Source organism: Corynebacterium sp. MSK019, assembly GCF_030232425.1.
GTDB classification, from domain to species: domain Bacteria; phylum Actinomycetota; class Actinomycetes; order Mycobacteriales; family Mycobacteriaceae; genus Corynebacterium; species Corynebacterium jeikeium_D.
Window position 1 is genome coordinate 1 of sequence record NZ_JASPJT010000019.1, and the last position, 17,432, is coordinate 17,432.

Sequence of the window (17,432 nt, forward strand, 5' to 3'; positions counted from 1 at the left end):
ATCCGGAAAGGGCCCATGAGATAAAAAGGGCCCACCCGGCGACACACCGAGCGGACACACTTTTTGTCACTTAACCCTATTACGGCAGGACGTTGAACTTCTTGCCGAGAACAAGTGCCGTGTTGAACACCTTCGAGTACAGCTCACGCGGCATCTGTGGCATCGACACCGGGGAAAGACGCTGCACGGTCACCGTCTGCGCATCGGTGTACTTCAGCAAGCCGCCCGCTGCTTGACGACGGCCCACACCCGAATCCTTGAAACCACCCATCGGGGCATCGACAGACGCGAAGGCCGCAGCAAAACCATCGTTGACATTCACAGTGCCGGCCTCAAGCTGTGGAGCCAGCTCCTTTGCGCGACGCGGGGAGGTCCACAGCGAAGCGTTGAGGCCATAACGGGAATCGTTGGACTTGGCGATAGCCTCATGGACGTCCGAGACACGCTGGAGGACTACCACCGGGCCGAATACCTCTTCGGTCAGCAGGGCGACGCCCTCCGGGACGTCGGTAAGCACGGTCGGCTCGTAGAACAGCGGTCCCAGATCCGGGCGAGGACGACCGCCGGCCAGCACGGTGGCGCCGGCCTCGATAGCCTCGTCGACCATGGACTTGACGGTGTCGAACTGGCCCTGAGACTGCAGGCAGCCCATCTCGGTTTCCCACTCGTAGCCAGCGCCGATGGACATTGCCTTCACGCGGTCGGTGAATGCCGGGACGAACTCGTCCCAGACTGAGTCCACGACATAGATTCGCTCAATGGACACGCACAGGTGACCGGAGTTGGTGAAGCAGCCAATGCGTGCGCCCTCGACCGCGCGGTTGATGTTGGCATCCTCAGCGACAATCAGCGGGTTCTTGCCGCCGAGCTCCGCGGAGAAACTGATCAGGCGTTCGCCGCACTGCTGTGCCAGCGAGCGGCCGGTCTCGGAGGAGCCGGTGAACATCAGGAAGTCACACTGGCCGACAATGCCCTGGCCGACAACGCGACCGGGTCCTGGAATGACCTGGAAGAGATCCTCCGGAAGGCCAGCGCGGTAGAGCAAATCGACAGCGAAGAGAGCGGTAAACGGAGTGGTGCTGTCCGGCTTGAGCACGATGGCGTTACCGGCCATCAGTGCAGCCAGCGCATCGGAAACCGCGAGGGTCAGCGGGTAGTTCCACGGAGCAATAACACCGACGACGCCCTTTGGGTGGTGGTAGACGGTGGTCTTGGAAAGTACCGGGACCGCGCCGTGCGCTCGCTTCGGCTCAAGCAGTTTCGGGCCCTGATTGCCGTAGTAGCGGGCGGTGATAGCGGTGTGTACGAGCTCCTCGTGGGCACTGGCGCGGTTTTTACCGGTCTCGGCCTGCAGCAGGTCCAGCACCTGGTCGCAGTGGGTAAAGAGCAGGTCGTGGAAGTGGTGCAGCACTTCGCCGCGCTTTTCCGGCGCCATGCGGGCCCACTTCTTCTGCGCGGCACGGGCACGCTTGAAGGCCTCGTCGACATCGGCCTGGGTACCGACAGGAATCTGCGCCAGCTCCTGGCCGGTAAATGGTGCCGAGATAGTGGCGGTCTTCGACTTATCAGCTACCGTGACGCGCTGAAGAAGGCGGGCAACGAGCTCGTCGTTAAGCGGATTGCGGATGGTAGTTCGGTTTGTCGTAGCAGTAGATGCTGTCATGGCACAGATACTACTGTTGCGCGGCGCCCCGAGATAGTAAATTTGGCAAAACTACAAAAACTTAGAAAACTTTAGTAAGTAGTCCAGCCCATCCGACGGTTGCGGTCCGGGTCGCGCGGGCCATCGTTGCCGAACTCGAACGGTTCGTGGCCGTCGACATCGCCGTAGCGCATCTCCGGGTCATCATCCAGATCGTCGTCGACGTCGATGTCCGGCTTTTCCTCGGCCAACCGCTTGCCGAGAGTGTCATGCGGAGAAGCGCCCCGCCAGCGGTCCGGCGGATCCATTACATAATTCTCGCCATCACCGGTGAGGAAGTCGCCATCGAGTCCCTCTGAGCCATCGAGCGTGGTCTCGTCGAAATCACCAGTGGTATCCGGATCGTAGTCAAGGCCATCAGACATCTTGACCAACCTCCTGTTTCATAATCACTCATGTGGTGCCCACGCCTGGCGACTGTGAGTTTTTCCGCGATTACAAAATCACCGCCAGCAGGCGAGGAATTACCTTGATACTAACTGTTTTTCAGGGTTGGGAACAATACCTTTACATCGCCCGTTGTAGAAAGTGTAGGCAAACGTAAGCGCGTGTGCCTGAATACAAAACGTAAGAAAAACTGAGAAAAGAAAGAAGGACGACGTGCGCGAAAGCAGCAATCCTGCATTCAGTTCACTTACTAAGACCGTCGCCCGCGGACAGGCGGGCGCACATCACTACGGCCAAGGTCAGATGGGCGCTGGCTACGGGGATAACCCGTACCAGTCGCAGGTTGCCGCCGACTACCGTCCGATGACGGTCGACGATGTCGTTTCCAAGACCGGCATCACGCTGGCAACCATCATCGTTTTGGCTGCGGTCAATTTCTTCATTGCCGTCAGTGTCTCCACCAGCCTGGCCATGATTCTGACCATTGTCGGCGCCATCGGTGGTCTGATTACTGTTTTGGTTTCCACCTTCGGCAAGAAGTACGGCTCCGCGCCGGTTACCCTCACCTACGCGGCCTTCGAGGGCCTCTTCGTCGGTGGCATCAGCTTCATGTTCACTGCTCCAATTCAGGGCGTTGCCGCTGGTGCGCTGATTATGCAGGCCGTGCTGGCTACCCTGGGTGTCTTCATCGGTATGCTCTTCGTCTACAAGTCGGGCGCTATCCGCGTGACCCCGAAGTTCACCCGTTTTATGAGTGCGGCTCTGATTGGTGTCCTGGTCCTCATGCTGGGCAACCTGGTGCTCTCCCTGTTCGGCCTGGGCTTCCCGCTGCGTGACGGCGGCATGCTGTCGATCATCTTCTCTCTGGTCTGCATCGGCCTGGCAGCCTTCAGCTTCCTGATTGACTTCGATCAGGCTGATCGCCTGGTTCGCGCTGGCGCTCCGGCTCAGTACGCCTGGGGTGTCGCCCTCGGTCTGGCTGTGACCCTGGTCTGGCTCTACACCGAGATTCTGCGTCTGCTGTCCTACTTCAGGGACTAAACGCTAGAAAACTAACTAACGCACAAGCGCCGGGTAGCCCGTTATTACGGGTTGGCCGGCGCTTTGTTGTTGGCAGTCGACGTATTGACCGATAGGGCTGTGCAGTGTGACGTCGTAAAGCGCGATATCGAAGCGGGAGAGGGCACAAAAAATGGACCGATAGGCCATATGGGCTTCTATCGGTCCAAGAATCGGGCACTGTGGCCCGAAGTTGCCGCCTGGGTTGAGGCGGTCTAACGCCGGGAGCGCTTAGGCGTCCATCTCCGGGTCGTACGGCTCAGCCTTGACCACAGTGACAGACACTTCGTCGCCGCTCGGGGAAGCGTAAGTGCGGGTCTCGCCCTCCTTAGCGCCGACCAGAGCCTTGCCCAGCGGGGAATCGGTGGAGTAGGTCTCCAGGTTCGGGTTGGAGGAGTCAGCGCCACGGGTACCGATGAGGAAGGTCTCGGTGTCGTCTTCGTCGCCGTCGTAGTAGACGTGGACCACGGTGCCGACCAGAGCCACACCGGACTCCTGTGGAATCTCGCCGACGGTGGCGCGCTGCAGCAGGTCTTCGAGGTAGCGGATGCGTGCCTCTTCCTGTCCCTGCTGCTCGCGGGCGGCATCGTAGCCGGCGTTTTCCTTCAAGTCGCCCTCTTCGCGACGCTCGTTAATCTCGGCGGCGATGACCGGGCGGTTTTCATATAGCGCCTCAAGCTCGGCCTTGAGCTTGTCGTAGGACTCCTGGGTGAGCCATGGGCTATTGTTCTTTGCCTCAGTCATGGTTCCTCCTGTGTTTTTGGCTATTTAATACAAAAGCGGCCCCGCGTGGGGCCGTCGGCTGCGTCACAGGATAGCACTGTCACGCCACATGGCAATAACAGGCGCGTCGGAGTGTTGTCGCGCGCGCTTTACGACGTGCCGTGAAAGCGCATAATCCTCAGTTGCGAAAGGCAGTTACTTAGCAGGTGCGAGGAACTCCGGAATGTCGGTGGAGCAGCCATAGACATCGCCTGCGACGGCCAGCTCGCGGGTGGCAATGGGGACGTCCATCCGCACGGTAGCGGGGCCGCCGCCCGGGATGAATACGTCGCGACGCCCGACCTCTGCCACGTCATAGTTCAGCGCATAGATAATGCAGTAGCTATCCAGCTCCGGCTTTTCGCGGGTGACGTCCAGCGTGAAGATGAACTGCTCATCTTCCTTACCTGGAGTGCGGCTCCAGCCCGCTTGCGTTGCAGAGACATCCGGGGCGGAGACGCGGTTCATCTGAACGAAGATGTATGCGCCGGCGATGACGAGCATGCCAACAATAGCGATGACAACCAATTTTGCGGGGAGAGTGCGACTGTTGTCCCCATAGCGCTCGCGCTGCTCGTTAGGCGCTGCGGTATTTCGGGTGTTTCGCTCCGAACTTTCAGCCATGCTTTTTAGCCTATCGGAGTTCTTGGTCGACGTGGTAAAATGTTGACAGTTAAACAATCTTTCTGGTGTGGCGCGGTGTCCTGCTGCTATGTCGTTCCGCCGAGTAGCGATGCTGCGTGGTCATATGATGGTGCAGCGCTATAGTGGGGCGGTATTGAAACGGTGCTGGAGTAGCATCGTTGCGGTCGAAGGGCTCCGGCCTTGGCCAGAAAACATGGACTGAGATAGTAGCGGGAGTGACTTCAATTGACACTTCGTCTGATGGCAATTCACGCTCATCCTGATGACGAATCGAGCAAGGGCGCCGCAACGATGGCCCGATATGCGGCGGAAGGGCATCGCGTCAAAGTGGTGACCTGCACCGGCGGTGAGGCCGGTAGCATTCTCAACCCTGCGATGGATCGGCCGGAGGTGCGGGAGAATATCGCCGCAGTGCGCGTTCACGAAATGGCTGCAGCCGCTGAGATTCTCGGTGTTGAACATGAGTGGCTCGGCTTTACCGACTCCGGTCTGCCTGCGGGCAACCCGGTGCCGGTGCTGTCGCACGGTGTGTTTGCTCGCCAATCGGTCGAGGATGCGACGAAGCCTCTCATCCGGGCCATCCGGGAATTCCGTCCGCACGTCGTCATTACTTACGACGAAAACGGTGGCTACCCGCACCCGGACCACATCATGACCCATATCGTGTCCATGCGCGCTTGGCTGGAGTCCGGAACGGATAAGTACCCCGAGCTCGGTGAACCATGGGAGATTTCCAAGCTCTACTACACCCACGGTTTCATCAAGGCGCGCCTCATCGCGCTGGATAACTACTACCGCGACAACGGTTTGGAAAGCCCGCTGGCCGAGTCCTTCCGCCGTTGGATTAAGACTCCCGGCGACATCATGACCCGCGTGACCACACAGGTCGAGTGCGGCGATTACTTCCAGCAGCGGGATCAGGCGCTGCTGGCGCACGCCACGCAGATCGATCCGAACGGGCCATTCTTCGCCGTGCCGGTAGACATTCAGCAGCGCGTTTGGCCGACCGAAGAGTTTGAGCTCGCCCGCACTCGCGTGCAGACTGAGCTGCCAGAGACCGATCTCTTCGCCGGTATCGACCCCGACGCGGAATAGTCCGGAATTAACGCTAAGCTGGAACTCATGATTGAAAGCTTCGATGCCTTGGCGGCTCGCACGACAGTTTTCCTGGCGCAGAACCCCACTGGTCCGCGGGGTGCTGACTTCGGAAAGGCCTCTCCTGTTGGCCTGCTCATCATTGTCGTTTTGCTCATCGTCATCCTGGCTCTCGGCTGGGATCTCTCGCGGCGCGCGAAGCGCATGGCCGCTCGCCGGAAGTTCGCCGAGGCGCACGGCATGGATCCCTTCGATTCCGAGGCTGTGGATAAGGCGATGGCTGCAGCAGAGCAGCGTCGTGAAGCGGAGTAGTCAGCGTCAAGGTGTGTGCGCGTCGCTTGACGACGGGCAGTTGCGCGCGCCCCTGATTGTTTCCCGTGTGGCGGGATTTGGAGTTCGAATTGCGGGATTCTAGGCAGTGCGCTACAGTCAAGCACATGCGTATGTGGCGATTTTATTTTTCGAAGGCTCCGGAGGCAGTGACGACATAGTCACAGCCGGCGGCTAATCGTCACGTCGCCACCAACCGGAGCCAAAGGCAGCAGCCCCACCAATAGGGGCGCTGCCTTTTGTCGTATCTACAGCCAAATACATGCGTAACGCCCCAGAGAAAAGAGACCTCAGATGACCCCTCCAACTTCCCTCGAAGCCCCCGCCTCTACCGCGAACCGCCGTGTCGTAGCCTTCCACGACCTGCCCTCCCCAGAAGAGGTCATGGCCAAACAGCCACTGACCCCGAACCTAGTTAACGAAGTGGAGCAGTCGCGACTCGACATCGCCCGCGTCATCGCCCGCGAGGACAATCGCCTGCTGGTCGTTGTCGGCCCGTGCTCCATCCACGACCCCGAGGCCGCCATCGACTACGCCCGCCGCCTGAAGGCCACCGCCGATGAGCTCGACGAGGACCTGCTGGTCGTCATGCGCGTCTACTTCGAAAAGCCGCGCACCACCGTCGGCTGGAAGGGACTCATCAACGACCCCGACCTGGATAGCTCCTTCAAAATCAACAAGGGCCTGCACATGGCCCGCGAGGTACTCATCGAGGTCCTGCGCACCGGCCTGCCCGCCGGCGCCGAATTCCTCGAGCCCAACAGCCCGCAGTACATTTCCGACGCCGTCTCCTGGGGTGCAATTGGTGCGCGCACCACGGAGTCGCAGGTCCATCGTCAGCTCGCTTCCGGACTTTCCGTGCCCATCGGCTTCAAGAACGGCACCGACGGCAACGTCCAGGTCGCCGTGGACTCGCTGGTCTCCGCAGCAAACCCGCACTTCTTCTTCGGCATGAACGACCAAGGCCGCGCCGCCGTTGTCGAAACCGCCGGCAACCACAACTGCCACATCATCCTCCGCGGTGGCACCTCCGGCCCGAACTGGGACGAAGAATCGCTTAACGACGCCGAAGCGCGCCTGAACAAGGCCGAGCAAACCGTCAGCATTATGGTGGACGCCTCCCACGCCAATTCCGGAAAATCCGAGGTGCGCCAGGCCGAGGTCGTTGAGGAGCTCGGCAAGCTCATCGGGGGCGGCGACGAGCGCATCACCGGCATCATGATGGAGTCCTTCCTCGAAGCCGGCGCGCAAAAAATTACCGATGGTCGTAAGGGCCTCGTATACGGCAAGTCCGTCACCGATGCGTGCATGGATTGGGAAACCACCGACCGGCTGCTGCGTACGCTTGCGGCAGAAGTCCGGAAGCGTCGGCAGGCACGCGACTAAGCACAAAGTGGCCGTGCCCATTGGGTAGGGTTACATATGTGAAAGAAAACCAGCCGTCCTCACTCCGGCGGATTGCGTATCCGCTCTACGAGCGCAAACTAGCCCAAGAGCTAGAAGGAAAACCTCGCCCCAAGCACGTTGCCATCATGGCCGATGGCAACCGCCGCTGGGCGAGGGAGGCTGGCTTCACCGACGTAAGCCACGGCCACCGCGTCGGCTCCCGCAAAATCGCAGAATTCGTCGGCTGGTGCGCCGAGCAGGAAATCGAGCTGGTCACCATCTACCTGCTCTCCACCGAAAACCTCGGGCGCGACCCCGAAGAGCTGGAGTTACTGTTCGACATCATCGCCGACGTCGTCGACGAATTGGCGCAATCGCCTAACGACGTGCGCCTGCGCATGGTCGGCCACCTCGAGCTCCTTCCGGAAAGAATGACCGCCCGGCTACGCCACGACGAAGAAGTCACTGCGAACAACACCGGCATCCAGGTCAACATCGCCGTTGGCTACGGTGGTCGGCAGGAAATCGTCGACGCAGTACGCAGAATCATCCGGGAATCAGTCGCCGAAGGAATTGATGCTTCCGAGCTCGAGGAGAGCATCACCACCGACGCCATTTCTCGCCGCCTCTATACATCCGGACAACCGGACCCCGATCTAGTCATCCGCACTTCCGGAGAACAGCGGCTCAGCGGCTTCCTTCTCTGGCAAACCGCCTACTCCGAGATTTGGTTCACCGATACCTACTGGCCCGAATTCCGCCGCATCGACTTCCTCCGCGCACTTCGAGACTTTTCGCAGCGCTCACGCCGCTTCGGCAAATAACCTCCCTACATCCGGAAAAATTTCCGGATGTTAGAGTTTGCGCATCCGGACCCTCGAAACCTTGTGGTCCCGAGACTTCGTAAGAACTAATGACGCCCGCACTCGAGTGGGCAAAATATTTTCCGTCAGGTTCGGCAAGTTCACCTGCTGCCAAATGCGTCGGGCCACCTCGGCCGCAGCTTCGTCGTCAAGCGTGGCGTAATCCGCGAAGTGCGCGCCCGGAGCGCGAAACGCCGTCTGGCGGAGACTGAGGAAACGATTAATGTACCAGCGTTCGATGTCCGCGCGCGGGGCATCGACGTAGACACTGAAATCGAAAAGATCGGAAATCATCAGCGTCGGGCCCGTCTGCAAAACGTTGAGCCCCTCGAGAATGAGAATGTCCGGACGATCGACATCGACGAACTCATCCGGCACCCGGTCATAGAGCGTGTGCGAATACACCGGCGCCTTCACATGCCGCGCCCCCGACTTCACCGCCGTGACAAACCGCATCAACGCACGCTGATCATACGACTCCGGATACCCCTTGCGCTGCATAATCCCACGGCGATTCAATTCCTCAGAAGGATAGAGGAAGCCATCAGTAGTAACCAAGTCCACCCGCGGATTAGTCTCCCAGCGCTCGAGCAGGACCTGCAGCAAACGCGCCGTCGTTGACTTGCCGACCGCCACCGAACCCGCGACGCCGATAATAAACGGCACCGACGCCCCCTTCGAAGGATTTTCCCCAAGAAAGTTCGACGTTACGGCGTTCAGCTCCCGATGCGCCGCCACACGCATGTGAATCAGACGAGAAAGCGGAAGATAGACCTCGGCGACTTCGTCCAGGTCGATGTTTTCACCGATACCGGAAAGTCGTTCAGCTTCCTCTTCCGTCAGCACCAGAGGCATATTCTTGCGCATTTCGCGCCACTGCTCGCGTTTGAACTCGACGTACGGGCTGGGGGATGTTGCGCGCGTCATACTTCCAATTGTGCCAAGGGGGTGCCGAAAACCGGAAAACGAGTCAATAAAGGGGGCATACCTGAATGGTGCTGCTTTCGTGGTTTGCCCCATAAAGGGCTAGCATGGCCTGTGGCATTGAAGTTTCATTGAAAGGTCGAAAACCTACTCATGACCGGGTCTAACAATAACGATGTCCGCTACCAATCGCTGCGTGAACTCGATCCCGACCTCGCAGAGGCAATGGCAGGGGAGCTCTCTCGTCAGCGTGACATGCTCGAAATGATTGCCAGTGAGAACTTTGTTCCACGTGCAGTGCTGCAAGCTCAGGGCTCGGTTCTGACCAACAAGTACGCCGAAGGCTACCCGGGCCGTCGTTACTACGGTGGCTGCGAATACGTCGACGTCGTCGAGGACATGGCACGCAACCGCGCCAAGGAGCTCTTCGGCGCTGAGTTCGCCAACGTTCAGCCACACGCAGGTGCGCAGGCCAACGCTGCCGTTCTGCATGCGCTAATCAACGCCGGTGACAAGATTATGGGCCTCGACCTGGCACACGGCGGTCACCTGACCCACGGCATGAAGCTGAACTTCTCCGGCAAGCTCTACCACGTCGCCGCATACGGTGTGGACAAGGACACTATGCGGATCGATATGGACAAGGTGCGTGAGCAGGCGCTCGCAGAAAAGCCGGATGTTCTCATCGCAGGTTGGTCGGCGTACCCGCGCCACCTCGACTTCGAAGCTTTCCGTTCCATCGCCGATGAGGTCGGTGCGAAGCTGTGGACGGACATGGCGCACTTCGCAGGCCTGGTTGCCGCCGGTCTGCACCCGTCGCCGGTTCCGCATTCTGACGTTGTGTCGACCACCGTTCACAAAACCCTCGGTGGTCCACGTTCGGGCATGATTTTGGCTAAGCAGGAGTACGCCAAGAAGCTGAACTCCGCTGTTTTCCCGGGGCAGCAGGGTGGTCCGCTGATGCACGCCATCGCCGGCAAGGCCGTGGCGCTGAAGATTGCTGGTACCGAGGAGTTCAAGGAGCGCCAGGAGCGCACTCTCGCTGGTGCCCGCATTCTGGCTGAGCGTCTCACCGCTTCCGACTGCGCCGAGGCTGGCGTCGATGTTCTCACTGGCGGCACCGATGTCCACCTGGTTCTGGCGGATCTGCGCAATTCTGAGATGAACGGCCAGGAGGCCGAGGATCTGCTCCACGCTGTTGGCATCACCGTTAACCGTAATGCCGTTCCGTTTGACCCGCGTCCTCCGATGGTTACATCCGGACTTCGTATCGGTACTCCGGCGCTGGCCACCCGTGGTCTCGACGAGAAGGCGTTCACCGAGGTCGCCGATGTCATCGGTACTGCTCTCGCCGCCGGCAAGAATGCGGATGTTGACTCCCTGCGTGCTCGTGTTTCGAAGATTGCTCAGGAATTCCCGCTTTACGACGGCATCGAGGACTGGAACCTCATCTAATTCTGCGTTTTTGCAGCGCAAGTACCCGTTCTAGCAGTGCGCTAGGACGGGTTTTCCCGTACATCCGGGTTTTAGTCCGGAGGTGGTGGCTCCGGCCCGAGCTGTTTCGTCGTGCCCGCCCGGTATCCGGCGTAGGACCTCCCGGACATTGATGTCACAAATGAGTTGCTAAACAGCGGCGGCCGAGTTTTATCCGGCGGGCGCCATCGAATATGTCCGGATGTGGGGATGCGTTCGAGGTGGCCGTTGCGTCCTTCCCGGTCGTCGTCGTTAAGCCCGTTGTGTTCGCGGCAGACCATGGTGAGGTTGTCCAGCGTGGTTGTGCCGCCGTGTTTGTGGGCGACTAGGTGGTGCGCTTGGCCGCTATAGGCGGGGCGTTCACAGCCGGGCCAGGCGCAGATGGGGTTGTCGATGAGCATCGCGATGCGCTGCTCTTCAGTCGCCAGGCGGGGGTTGCCGATGGGAAATAAGTCCGTAATGGCGCTGTGTTCGTCGTAAAGCACGGCCCACCCGGTGTCGGCGAGTAGGGCGTTGAGGAAGACGTCGGGGGCGAGCGCGGAGCCGTTGGTGGTGGCGGCGAATCGCGGGCTGTAGTCGATGAGGTCTTGTGCGGTGATGATGATGGCGGGTTGGTAGCGCATTTCATCGAGCTTGTCGACGGGCATTGCGGCATCGGCATGCTCGAGGCGCTCGGCAAGCGCTTGGCCGACGCAGCGGTCGTGGGAAAACTCCGGATGGGACTTCCGGATTTCTGCGGCACGGATGGTAAGCGGCGACAGGAGATTGTCGAGCATATCCGAGGGGCCGGAGATGTGGAAGTGCTTCATTCCCCGGATGTCTACCTTCCGGGAAAATCGGGCGCGCAGATGCTGGGGTGGCTCGTCTTCGGTGTTGAGCTCGGTGAGAGTTTCCCGCATGTAGAGATCGAGTTCTTCGAAGCCGAGGCGTTCGGCGGCAGCGACGAAGGTGAGCCGCAGGTTGTCGTGGAGTTCGGCGTTGTTGGCTTGGCGGCTGCGCTTGTCGATAAGCACGCAGGTGTCCAGGCTGAGGCCGAGCTGGCGCGCAAGGGCGGTGGCGTCTTCGCGGGCTTTGGTGTTTTCCTCGGTGTCAGCGGGTTGGAGATAGTGGGAGGCGACGCGTAGCAAAAGCCGGAGGCGCGCCGGGTCAAGGCCGAGGGTTGCCGCCAGGTGGGAGGTGGCGTCGTGGCCGTCGGGACGCGCGGCGTGGAGTTCCGCTAGCGTGTCCATTCCGCGCGAGGCCAGTGCGGCGAGCGTCCCAAGAACTGTCATGCCTTTGAAGGTAAAAGTCCGGATGTAGGGGGACAACGCCTACGAGGGCAGGCTGTGGATAAGTCAGCCGGTTTAGCAGTTATCCACATCCGGACTTTTCACCGCGCAAACGCACCGCAGCTGCACCGCCGTACCGCCGCACCACGCGCTGCCGTCTGTTACGCCCCGAAGTCACGCAGGGCGCTGCCGGTGAGGCGGAAGGTGTCCCATTCGTCCATGGGGAAGGCGCCGAGGGAGCGGTAGAAATCGATGGAGGGTTGATTCCACTTCAGGACGCACCACTCGACACGTGAGTAGCCTCGCTCCACGGCAATTCGCGCGAGGTTCTGCAGCAGTGCTTTGCCCTTGCCGGTGCCGCGTGCCTCGGGGCGGACGTAGAGGTCTTCGAGGTAGATGCCGTGGGTGCCTTCCCAGGTGGAGTAGTTGAGGAACCACAGTGCAATGCCGTCGAGGCGCGGGCTGCCTCCAACACCGCCATCACCGCCACCAACACCGCCATCACCGCCACCGGCGCCGTCGTCCAAATTTCCGGATGTGGAGTCGACGACGTGGCAGAAAATCGCAGGGTTGTCCCCGAAGAGCTGTTCGCGCAGGCGCTCGGGGGTCAGTCGGACGGCATCGGGTTCTTTTTCGTAGGCCGCCAGGTCTTTGATGAGGTCGACGATCTCGTGGACGTCGTCAGGCGTGGCGGGGCGTGGAAGTGTCATGTGTCCCTTGTTACTCGCGGCGAGTGCTTTGGTGCAAAAGTGCGTCCGAGGCGGGGGAGATTGCGATAACCTGCGAGGTTATGAGCAACGTTACTCAAGACTTTTCCGACGGCATTCTAGCCATCACCATCGACCGCCCGGATGCCTATAACTCCCTGGATAAGAATCTCCGCTTGGAGCTGAAAGCCGCTTTTGAGCGTGCGCAGGAGCCGGATGTGCGCGCTGTTATCCTGCTCGGCGGGCCGAAGGCGTTTTGTACGGGCCAGGATTTGAAGGAGCACATTTCTGACCTGCAGTCCGGCGCCGGCATGGGCAAGGTTGTCGAGGAGTACAACCCGATGGTCGCGGAGCTGACCGCGATTAACGTTCCGGTTATTGCAGCTATCGAAGGTGCTGCGGCGGGTGCCGGCTGGTCGTTGGCGCTGCACTGTGATTTCCGTATCGCGGGCCCGAAGGCGTCGTTCAAGGCGGCGTTCCCGTCGATTGGCCTGGCCACGGACTGTGGCATGTCGGCGCTGCTGCCGCGCATGGTCAGTGACGCGAAGGCGCGTGAGCTGTTGTTCTTCGATAAGAAGGTGCTTGCCGACGAAGCCCTGAGCCTCGGCCTGGTCACTGAAGTGGTGGATAATCCAGCGACTCGGGCACGTGAGTTGGCTGCCCAGTTTGCGGCGGGGCCGACGGCCGCGCTGAAGGAGATTAAGGCTCTGCTGCGCCGGGATACCTTGTCTGCCGCTGCGGCGGAGGCGGACGCGCAGGCTCGTTTGGCGGTCTCGGCCGACCATAAGGAAGCGGTGGCCGCGTTCTTGGAGAAGCGACCACCGCATTTCGTAGGTGAGTAAGGCAGATACCTGGAGTGGCAGGGGAGAGGTAGTAGTGAAGAACTACTGCTCTTCCTGTGCTCCTAGTACTTCACTGGTGAGTTCTGGGTGATCTCCCAGCTCACCGGAAACCTCGTCAGGGTGCTTGGATAGGCTGACCAGCGAGACCGCCAGACCGCCCCAGATGACGATGATGAACAGTGCCATCATGACAATTGCGATACCGGACATTTGGCTTAAACCTCCTCGGTTTCCGGAGTGTGCTTGCGTGGCAGGTGTGAGGACCGCTTGAAATCTGGCGTCACACCGAAGTCCGAGCCCGGAGGGCCATCGAGACGGTGTTGGCCGCGCCAAGGCAGGATGGCCATAATCAGAGCGCCGATGAGAATCACGCCGATGACACCCCAGCCAAAGATGTCGATTTGGGTGTCGGAGTAGCCTTCGTAGTTTTCCTGGAAAAGTCCAATGAGCTCCTGGAACAGGATGACGGCGAGAATGACCGGCGTGATGTTTCCGACGAAGATCTGCCACATGGTGCCGACCTTGAACGAGGACACGGCGTTGAGGTGCATGGCGAACTCGTTGGTGCGGCGCAGGATCCAGTCGATTGCGATGATGGTCAGCAGTGCAACCAGGACGATACCGACGTTGTTGGTGAACTTATCTACGATGTCGAGGGTTACCAGACCTGAGGTGGTCGGGAAGGCCAGCAGCGAGATGACGGCCATGGCGCCACCGACGGTGAGGGTGGCCTGGACGCGGCCGAGGTTCAGCTTGTCCTTTACTGCGGAGACGACGACCTCGAGCAGCGACATCAGGGAGGTCACACCGGCGATTGCCAGGGAGAGGAAGAACAGTAGCCCGAAGACCGAACCGATGACCTTTGGCATCTCAGAGATGACCGTCGGGAATGCGATGAAGGCAAGACCAATACCGGAGGTTGCGACCTCGTCAACGGCCTGACCCGACTGCGCTGCCATGAAGCCCAGGGTGGCGAAGACGCCGATACCGGCGAGAACCTCGAAGGAGGAGTTTGCGAACGCGGTGACCAGGCCGGAACCGGTGAGGTTCGTGCGTGGCTTCAGGTAGGAGGCGTAGGTCAGCATAATGCCGAAGGCCACGGACAGGGAGAAGAAGATTTGGCCGTAGGCGGCAATCCATACGCTGGAGTCAGTGAGTGCGGACCAGTCTGGGGTGAAGAATGCGTCCAGGCCCTTTGCGGCGCCGTCGAGCGTCAGGGAGTAGATGACCACTGCGACGAAGAGGATGGTCAACAGTGGGATGAAGACAATCGAGACCTTACCGATGCCCTTGTCCACACCAGCGGCCAGAATGCCGATGACGAGTACCCAGACAATGAGCAGGACGATGGAAATCGAGGGGACGAAGTCCAGAGAGAAGACGCTCTCGGTGTCTACTTGGAGGAAGTCCTTCATGAAGTGGGTCTCGGCATCTGGGCCCCAGCTCTTGCGGATGGACTTCCAGGCGTAGATGAAGGACCACGCGATAATAACGGCGTAGTAGACGGTAATGAAGAAGGCGATACCGACCTGGATCCAGCCGATTGGCTCAGCCCAGGGCTTGATGCGACGCATCGACTTCGGTGCGGACCCTCGGAAGCGGTGGCCGATGGCGAAGTCGAGGAAGAGCAGTGGGATACCCGCGGTCAGAAGTGCGACCAGGTAGGGGATAAGGAAAGCGCCACCGCCGGAGTCATACGCGACATAGGGGAAACGCCAGATGTTTCCAAGCCCGACTGCCGAGCCGATAGCGGCGAAAATGAAGGCTGCTCGGGTGGAAAACACCTCCCTTCGCTGAGGGGTAGCGGTCGAGTTGGTTGTGCTCATACCTCTGGAACTCCAATCCTTCATCTCCGGTCACGCGCTCGCGCGGCCTAGGAGGGAATTTGGTGAAGTGCATCACCATTACCTAACAGAATCTTAGTATATGAGATGGGCATCTCATTGTATAGTTTCGGTTTTGTAGGGGGTAATGTTTTTAGTGGGGGTGTGGCACGGGGGAAGGGAGCTCTAATTAAGCCTCGTAAATAATCGCCAGCCACCTACTTTGAGGTATGCAAAAACCCCGCCAGGAAGACCTGACGGGGTTTGGGGGCGAATCGGCTAGGCCGACGTGCGCTGTTTACTCTGCGCCGCCCTTGGCGATACGACGGAAGATGATCTCCTTCATGATCTCGTTGGTGCCACCGTAAATGGTCTGGACCTTGGAGTCGAGGTAGTGAGTGGAGATTGGGTACTCGAGCATGAAGCCGTAGCCGCCGAACATCTGCAGGCAGCGGGTAACGATGTCCTGCTGCTCCTCGGTGGTCCAGTACTTGGCCATGGAAGCACCGGTCTCGTCCAGCTGGCCAGCGTTGTGGGCCATAACGGCCTGGTCAACGAAAGCCTGCAGGGCGGTGACGCGGGTGGCGATGTCAGCCAGGTAGTGGCCGTGGACCTGGTGCTGGATGATCGGGCGACCGAATGCCTCGCGCTCCTGAGCGTACTTGTAAGCCAGGGTCCAGGCGCGGCGGGAAGTTGCGACAGAGCCGCAAGCCAGGGTCAGGCGCTCGTGAGCGAGGTTGGTGCGCAGGTAGCCGAAGGCAGCGCCCTCTTCGCCGAGCAGGTTCTCGGCCGGAACGCGGACGTTGTCGAAGTTGAGCTCAGCGGTGTCCTGAGCCTTCAGGCCGACCTTCTGCAGCGGGCCAGCCTTGGTGAAGCCCTCGAGATCAGCGTCGACGATGAACATGGAGACGCCAGCGCGGCCCTTGGATGGGTCGGTGATAGCTGCGACGAGAGCGAAGTCGGCCATCATGCCGTTGGAGATGAAGATCTTGGTGCCGTTGAGGACGTAGTGGTCGCCGTCCTTCTTGGCGAAGGTGCGCATACCTGCCAGGTCAGAACCGGCGCCCGGCTCGGTCATAGCGAGGCAGCCGATGGTGTCGCCGGCGTTCATGGAAGCCAGGTACTTCTGCTTCTGCTCTTCGTTACCGAACTTGGCCAGGTACGGAGCGACCAGGTCGTTGAGAACGCCGAAGGAAACGACGATGGAGCCACAGTCGGCGTTGGAGAGCTCCTCGTTCAGGACCTGGTTGTAGCGGAAGTCCATCTCTCCGCCGCCGCCGTATGCCTCCGGGGTGGACATACCAATCAGGCCCAGCTCACCGGCCTTCTTGAAAATCTCGCGGTCCGGCTGACCTTCCTTGTGCCAGCGCTCTACGTTCGGGGTGATTTCCTTCTCGACGAAGCCGCGAACCATGTCGCGGAACATGTTGTGCTCTTCTTCGAAGTGAGTACGGGGCAGAAAGTCCTTCATGACATGCTCCTAGAAATATTGTCGTGGAATTTTTGTCTTAAGGCCTTTTCGTACGTCGCAGATAAACGCTGCAGATAAACGCGATGGCCTCGGTTCATCGTCATAGTGACTATGACTGTTGTACCCCATTATGCATGAGTGTGATGAGAGACACTTGTTTTTTTAAAAGTTTTTTCCCGATTGATGACGTGAAATCGCTTGACGACGGATATTGTGCCCAACCTTCCCGGAAAACTACCCCCGTTGCGGTTGGAGGTTGCTATTGAATCCAGACTATCCCCGACAGTCGGCAATGTTAGGTAATGCTAACCTACAAAGCCAGGTGAATGGCTATTTTTGTCATATCTGACAGGCGGGACCCTGGGGCTTTGGGGTCGATAGGGTAGGCGTTTTGGATGGTCATCATGGGGGTGATTAACGAAACAATCTCGTTTTCTTATTCCCATTAGTGCTGGTGGTAGTTAGTATGAGCATCAGGTGGAGACCGGTTCCCTTGATTATCCGAGCTTCTTCCACTGCAGTCATAGCAACCTCCAATTGCACTCGAAAAAATGACGCGACCTGTGCGCCGTCCCTGTGGAATGGACAGCGAGCAGGTCGCGTTATTTTTATTTTTTATTGCGGGTTAAGTGACAAAAAGTGTGTCCGCTCGGTGTGTCGCCGGGTGGGCCCTTTTTATCTCATGGGCCCTTTCC

General features: G+C 59.7%; 18 protein-coding genes. 8 read left to right on the top strand and 10 right to left on the bottom strand.

The annotated features are described in order from the left end of the window. Positions 1 to 79 precede the first annotated feature (79 nt). Together QP982_RS10230 and QP982_RS10235 are read right to left on the bottom strand one after the other, a co-directional pair. On the bottom strand, positions 80 to 1,663 hold the full coding sequence (locus QP982_RS10230; RefSeq protein WP_070653366.1) for a succinic semialdehyde dehydrogenase: 1,584 nt from the start codon (positions 1,661 to 1,663) through the stop codon (positions 80 to 82). Positions 1,664 to 1,734: 71 nt separating this feature from the next. Next, positions 1,735 to 2,067, bottom strand: coding sequence for a hypothetical protein (locus QP982_RS10235; RefSeq protein WP_048733964.1), 333 nt, complete (start codon positions 2,065 to 2,067; stop codon positions 1,735 to 1,737). A 235-nt stretch (positions 2,068 to 2,302) separates the two neighbouring features. Here QP982_RS10235 and QP982_RS10240 point away from each other — a divergent pair, with 235 nt between their 5' ends. Then, entirely contained in the window at positions 2,303 to 3,130 is an 828-nt protein-coding gene (locus QP982_RS10240) for a Bax inhibitor-1/YccA family protein (protein WP_048733966.1), read from the top strand. 249 nt (positions 3,131 to 3,379) lie between these two features. Here QP982_RS10240 and greA read toward each other — a convergent pair whose 3' ends face one another. Both greA and QP982_RS10250 read right to left on the bottom strand, forming a co-directional pair. Beyond that, positions 3,380 to 3,892, bottom strand: coding sequence for a transcription elongation factor GreA (gene greA / locus QP982_RS10245; protein ID WP_048733968.1), 513 nt, complete (start codon positions 3,890 to 3,892; stop codon positions 3,380 to 3,382). A 174-nt stretch (positions 3,893 to 4,066) separates the two neighbouring features. Next, entirely contained in the window at positions 4,067 to 4,534 is a 468-nt protein-coding gene (locus QP982_RS10250) for a DUF4307 domain-containing protein (protein WP_038626188.1), read from the bottom strand. Between the two features lie 261 nt (positions 4,535 to 4,795). Here QP982_RS10250 and mca point away from each other — a divergent pair, with 261 nt between their 5' ends. From mca to QP982_RS10270, 4 genes are all read left to right on the top strand, one after another. Continuing rightward, on the top strand, positions 4,796 to 5,650 hold the full coding sequence (gene mca, locus QP982_RS10255; protein ID WP_284870514.1) for a mycothiol conjugate amidase Mca: 855 nt from the start codon (positions 4,796 to 4,798) through the stop codon (positions 5,648 to 5,650). A 27-nt stretch (positions 5,651 to 5,677) separates the two neighbouring features. Continuing rightward, a complete protein-coding gene (locus QP982_RS10260) occupies positions 5,678 to 5,962 on the top strand; it encodes a hypothetical protein (RefSeq protein WP_154863408.1) in 285 nt (94 codons plus the stop codon). A gap of 312 nt (positions 5,963 to 6,274) precedes the next feature. Further along, positions 6,275 to 7,366, top strand: a complete 1,092-nt coding sequence (locus QP982_RS10265; RefSeq protein WP_070429187.1) for a 3-deoxy-7-phosphoheptulonate synthase — start codon at positions 6,275 to 6,277, stop codon at positions 7,364 to 7,366. A gap of 38 nt (positions 7,367 to 7,404) precedes the next feature. Next, positions 7,405 to 8,190 (top strand): isoprenyl transferase, encoded by a 786-nt coding sequence (locus QP982_RS10270; RefSeq protein WP_038626180.1) that lies wholly within the window; start codon positions 7,405 to 7,407, stop codon positions 8,188 to 8,190. A gap of 30 nt (positions 8,191 to 8,220) precedes the next feature. On the opposite strand, the gene coaA is transcribed toward QP982_RS10270, so the two are convergent. Beyond that, positions 8,221 to 9,156: a type I pantothenate kinase gene (gene coaA, locus QP982_RS10275; protein ID WP_038626177.1), complete on the bottom strand. Its 936-nt coding sequence runs from the start codon at positions 9,154 to 9,156 to the stop codon at positions 8,221 to 8,223. 150 nt (positions 9,157 to 9,306) lie between these two features. Here coaA and glyA point away from each other — a divergent pair, with 150 nt between their 5' ends. Further along, the gene (gene glyA / locus QP982_RS10280; RefSeq protein WP_005510713.1) at positions 9,307 to 10,608 is read left to right on the top strand and encodes a serine hydroxymethyltransferase; all 1,302 of its coding nucleotides are present in this window, start codon (positions 9,307 to 9,309) and stop codon (positions 10,606 to 10,608) included. A 71-nt stretch (positions 10,609 to 10,679) separates the two neighbouring features. Here glyA and QP982_RS10285 read toward each other — a convergent pair whose 3' ends face one another. Next, positions 10,680 to 11,525 (bottom strand): HNH endonuclease signature motif containing protein, encoded by an 846-nt coding sequence (locus tag QP982_RS10285; RefSeq protein WP_284870516.1) that lies wholly within the window; start codon positions 11,523 to 11,525, stop codon positions 10,680 to 10,682. Between QP982_RS10285 and QP982_RS10290 the strand changes: the two genes are divergently transcribed. Beyond that, a complete protein-coding gene (locus tag QP982_RS10290; protein WP_224783746.1) occupies positions 11,475 to 11,750 on the top strand; it encodes a hypothetical protein in 276 nt (91 codons plus the stop codon). The genes QP982_RS10285 and QP982_RS10290 overlap by 51 nt on opposite strands. A gap of 305 nt (positions 11,751 to 12,055) precedes the next feature. Here the strand turns inward: QP982_RS10290 and QP982_RS10295 are convergent, their stop codons facing one another. Continuing rightward, the gene (locus QP982_RS10295; protein ID WP_049190692.1) at positions 12,056 to 12,604 is read right to left on the bottom strand and encodes a GNAT family N-acetyltransferase; all 549 of its coding nucleotides are present in this window, start codon (positions 12,602 to 12,604) and stop codon (positions 12,056 to 12,058) included. A gap of 80 nt (positions 12,605 to 12,684) precedes the next feature. Here QP982_RS10295 and QP982_RS10300 point away from each other — a divergent pair, with 80 nt between their 5' ends. Continuing rightward, entirely contained in the window at positions 12,685 to 13,443 is a 759-nt protein-coding gene (locus QP982_RS10300; protein ID WP_048733985.1) for an enoyl-CoA hydratase-related protein, read from the top strand. Between the two features lie 42 nt (positions 13,444 to 13,485). Here QP982_RS10300 and metS read toward each other — a convergent pair whose 3' ends face one another. The 3 genes from metS to QP982_RS10315 all read right to left on the bottom strand — a co-directional run bounded on the left by metS (position 13,486) and on the right by QP982_RS10315 (position 16,737). After that, entirely contained in the window at positions 13,486 to 13,653 is a 168-nt protein-coding gene (metS, locus tag QP982_RS10305; protein ID WP_048733989.1) for a methionine/alanine import NSS transporter subunit MetS, read from the bottom strand. Positions 13,654 to 13,658: 5 nt separating this feature from the next. After that, positions 13,659 to 15,269: a sodium-dependent transporter gene (locus QP982_RS10310; protein WP_069359264.1), complete on the bottom strand. Its 1,611-nt coding sequence runs from the start codon at positions 15,267 to 15,269 to the stop codon at positions 13,659 to 13,661. Positions 15,270 to 15,564: 295 nt separating this feature from the next. After that, positions 15,565 to 16,737, bottom strand: coding sequence for an acyl-CoA dehydrogenase family protein (locus QP982_RS10315; RefSeq protein ID WP_005510658.1), 1,173 nt, complete (start codon positions 16,735 to 16,737; stop codon positions 15,565 to 15,567). Positions 16,738 to 17,432: the final 695 nt, after the last annotated feature.

Coding starts and splice junctions, on each gene's coding strand:
- QP982_RS10260 (WP_154863408.1), top strand. CDS start 5,678: ATGATTGAAAGCTTCGATGCCTTGGCGGCTCGCACGACAGTTTTCCTG.
- QP982_RS10230 (WP_070653366.1), bottom strand. CDS start 1,663: ATGACAGCATCTACTGCTACGACAAACCGAACTACCATCCGCAATCCG.
- glyA (WP_005510713.1), top strand. CDS start 9,307: ATGACCGGGTCTAACAATAACGATGTCCGCTACCAATCGCTGCGTGAA.
- QP982_RS10265 (WP_070429187.1), top strand. CDS start 6,275: ATGACCCCTCCAACTTCCCTCGAAGCCCCCGCCTCTACCGCGAACCGC.
- QP982_RS10250 (WP_038626188.1), bottom strand. CDS start 4,534: ATGGCTGAAAGTTCGGAGCGAAACACCCGAAATACCGCAGCGCCTAAC.
- QP982_RS10300 (WP_048733985.1), top strand. CDS start 12,685: ATGAGCAACGTTACTCAAGACTTTTCCGACGGCATTCTAGCCATCACC.
- greA (WP_048733968.1), bottom strand. CDS start 3,892: ATGACTGAGGCAAAGAACAATAGCCCATGGCTCACCCAGGAGTCCTAC.
- coaA (WP_038626177.1), bottom strand. CDS start 9,156: ATGACGCGCGCAACATCCCCCAGCCCGTACGTCGAGTTCAAACGCGAG.
- mca (WP_284870514.1), top strand. CDS start 4,796: ATGGCAATTCACGCTCATCCTGATGACGAATCGAGCAAGGGCGCCGCA.
- QP982_RS10310 (WP_069359264.1), bottom strand. CDS start 15,269: ATGAGCACAACCAACTCGACCGCTACCCCTCAGCGAAGGGAGGTGTTT.
- QP982_RS10235 (WP_048733964.1), bottom strand. CDS start 2,067: ATGTCTGATGGCCTTGACTACGATCCGGATACCACTGGTGATTTCGAC.
- QP982_RS10315 (WP_005510658.1), bottom strand. CDS start 16,737: ATGAAGGACTTTCTGCCCCGTACTCACTTCGAAGAAGAGCACAACATG.
- metS (WP_048733989.1), bottom strand. CDS start 13,653: ATGTCCGGTATCGCAATTGTCATGATGGCACTGTTCATCATCGTCATC.
- QP982_RS10290 (WP_224783746.1), top strand. CDS start 11,475: ATGCTGGGGTGGCTCGTCTTCGGTGTTGAGCTCGGTGAGAGTTTCCCG.
- QP982_RS10285 (WP_284870516.1), bottom strand. CDS start 11,525: ATGCGGGAAACTCTCACCGAGCTCAACACCGAAGACGAGCCACCCCAG.
- QP982_RS10295 (WP_049190692.1), bottom strand. CDS start 12,604: ATGACACTTCCACGCCCCGCCACGCCTGACGACGTCCACGAGATCGTC.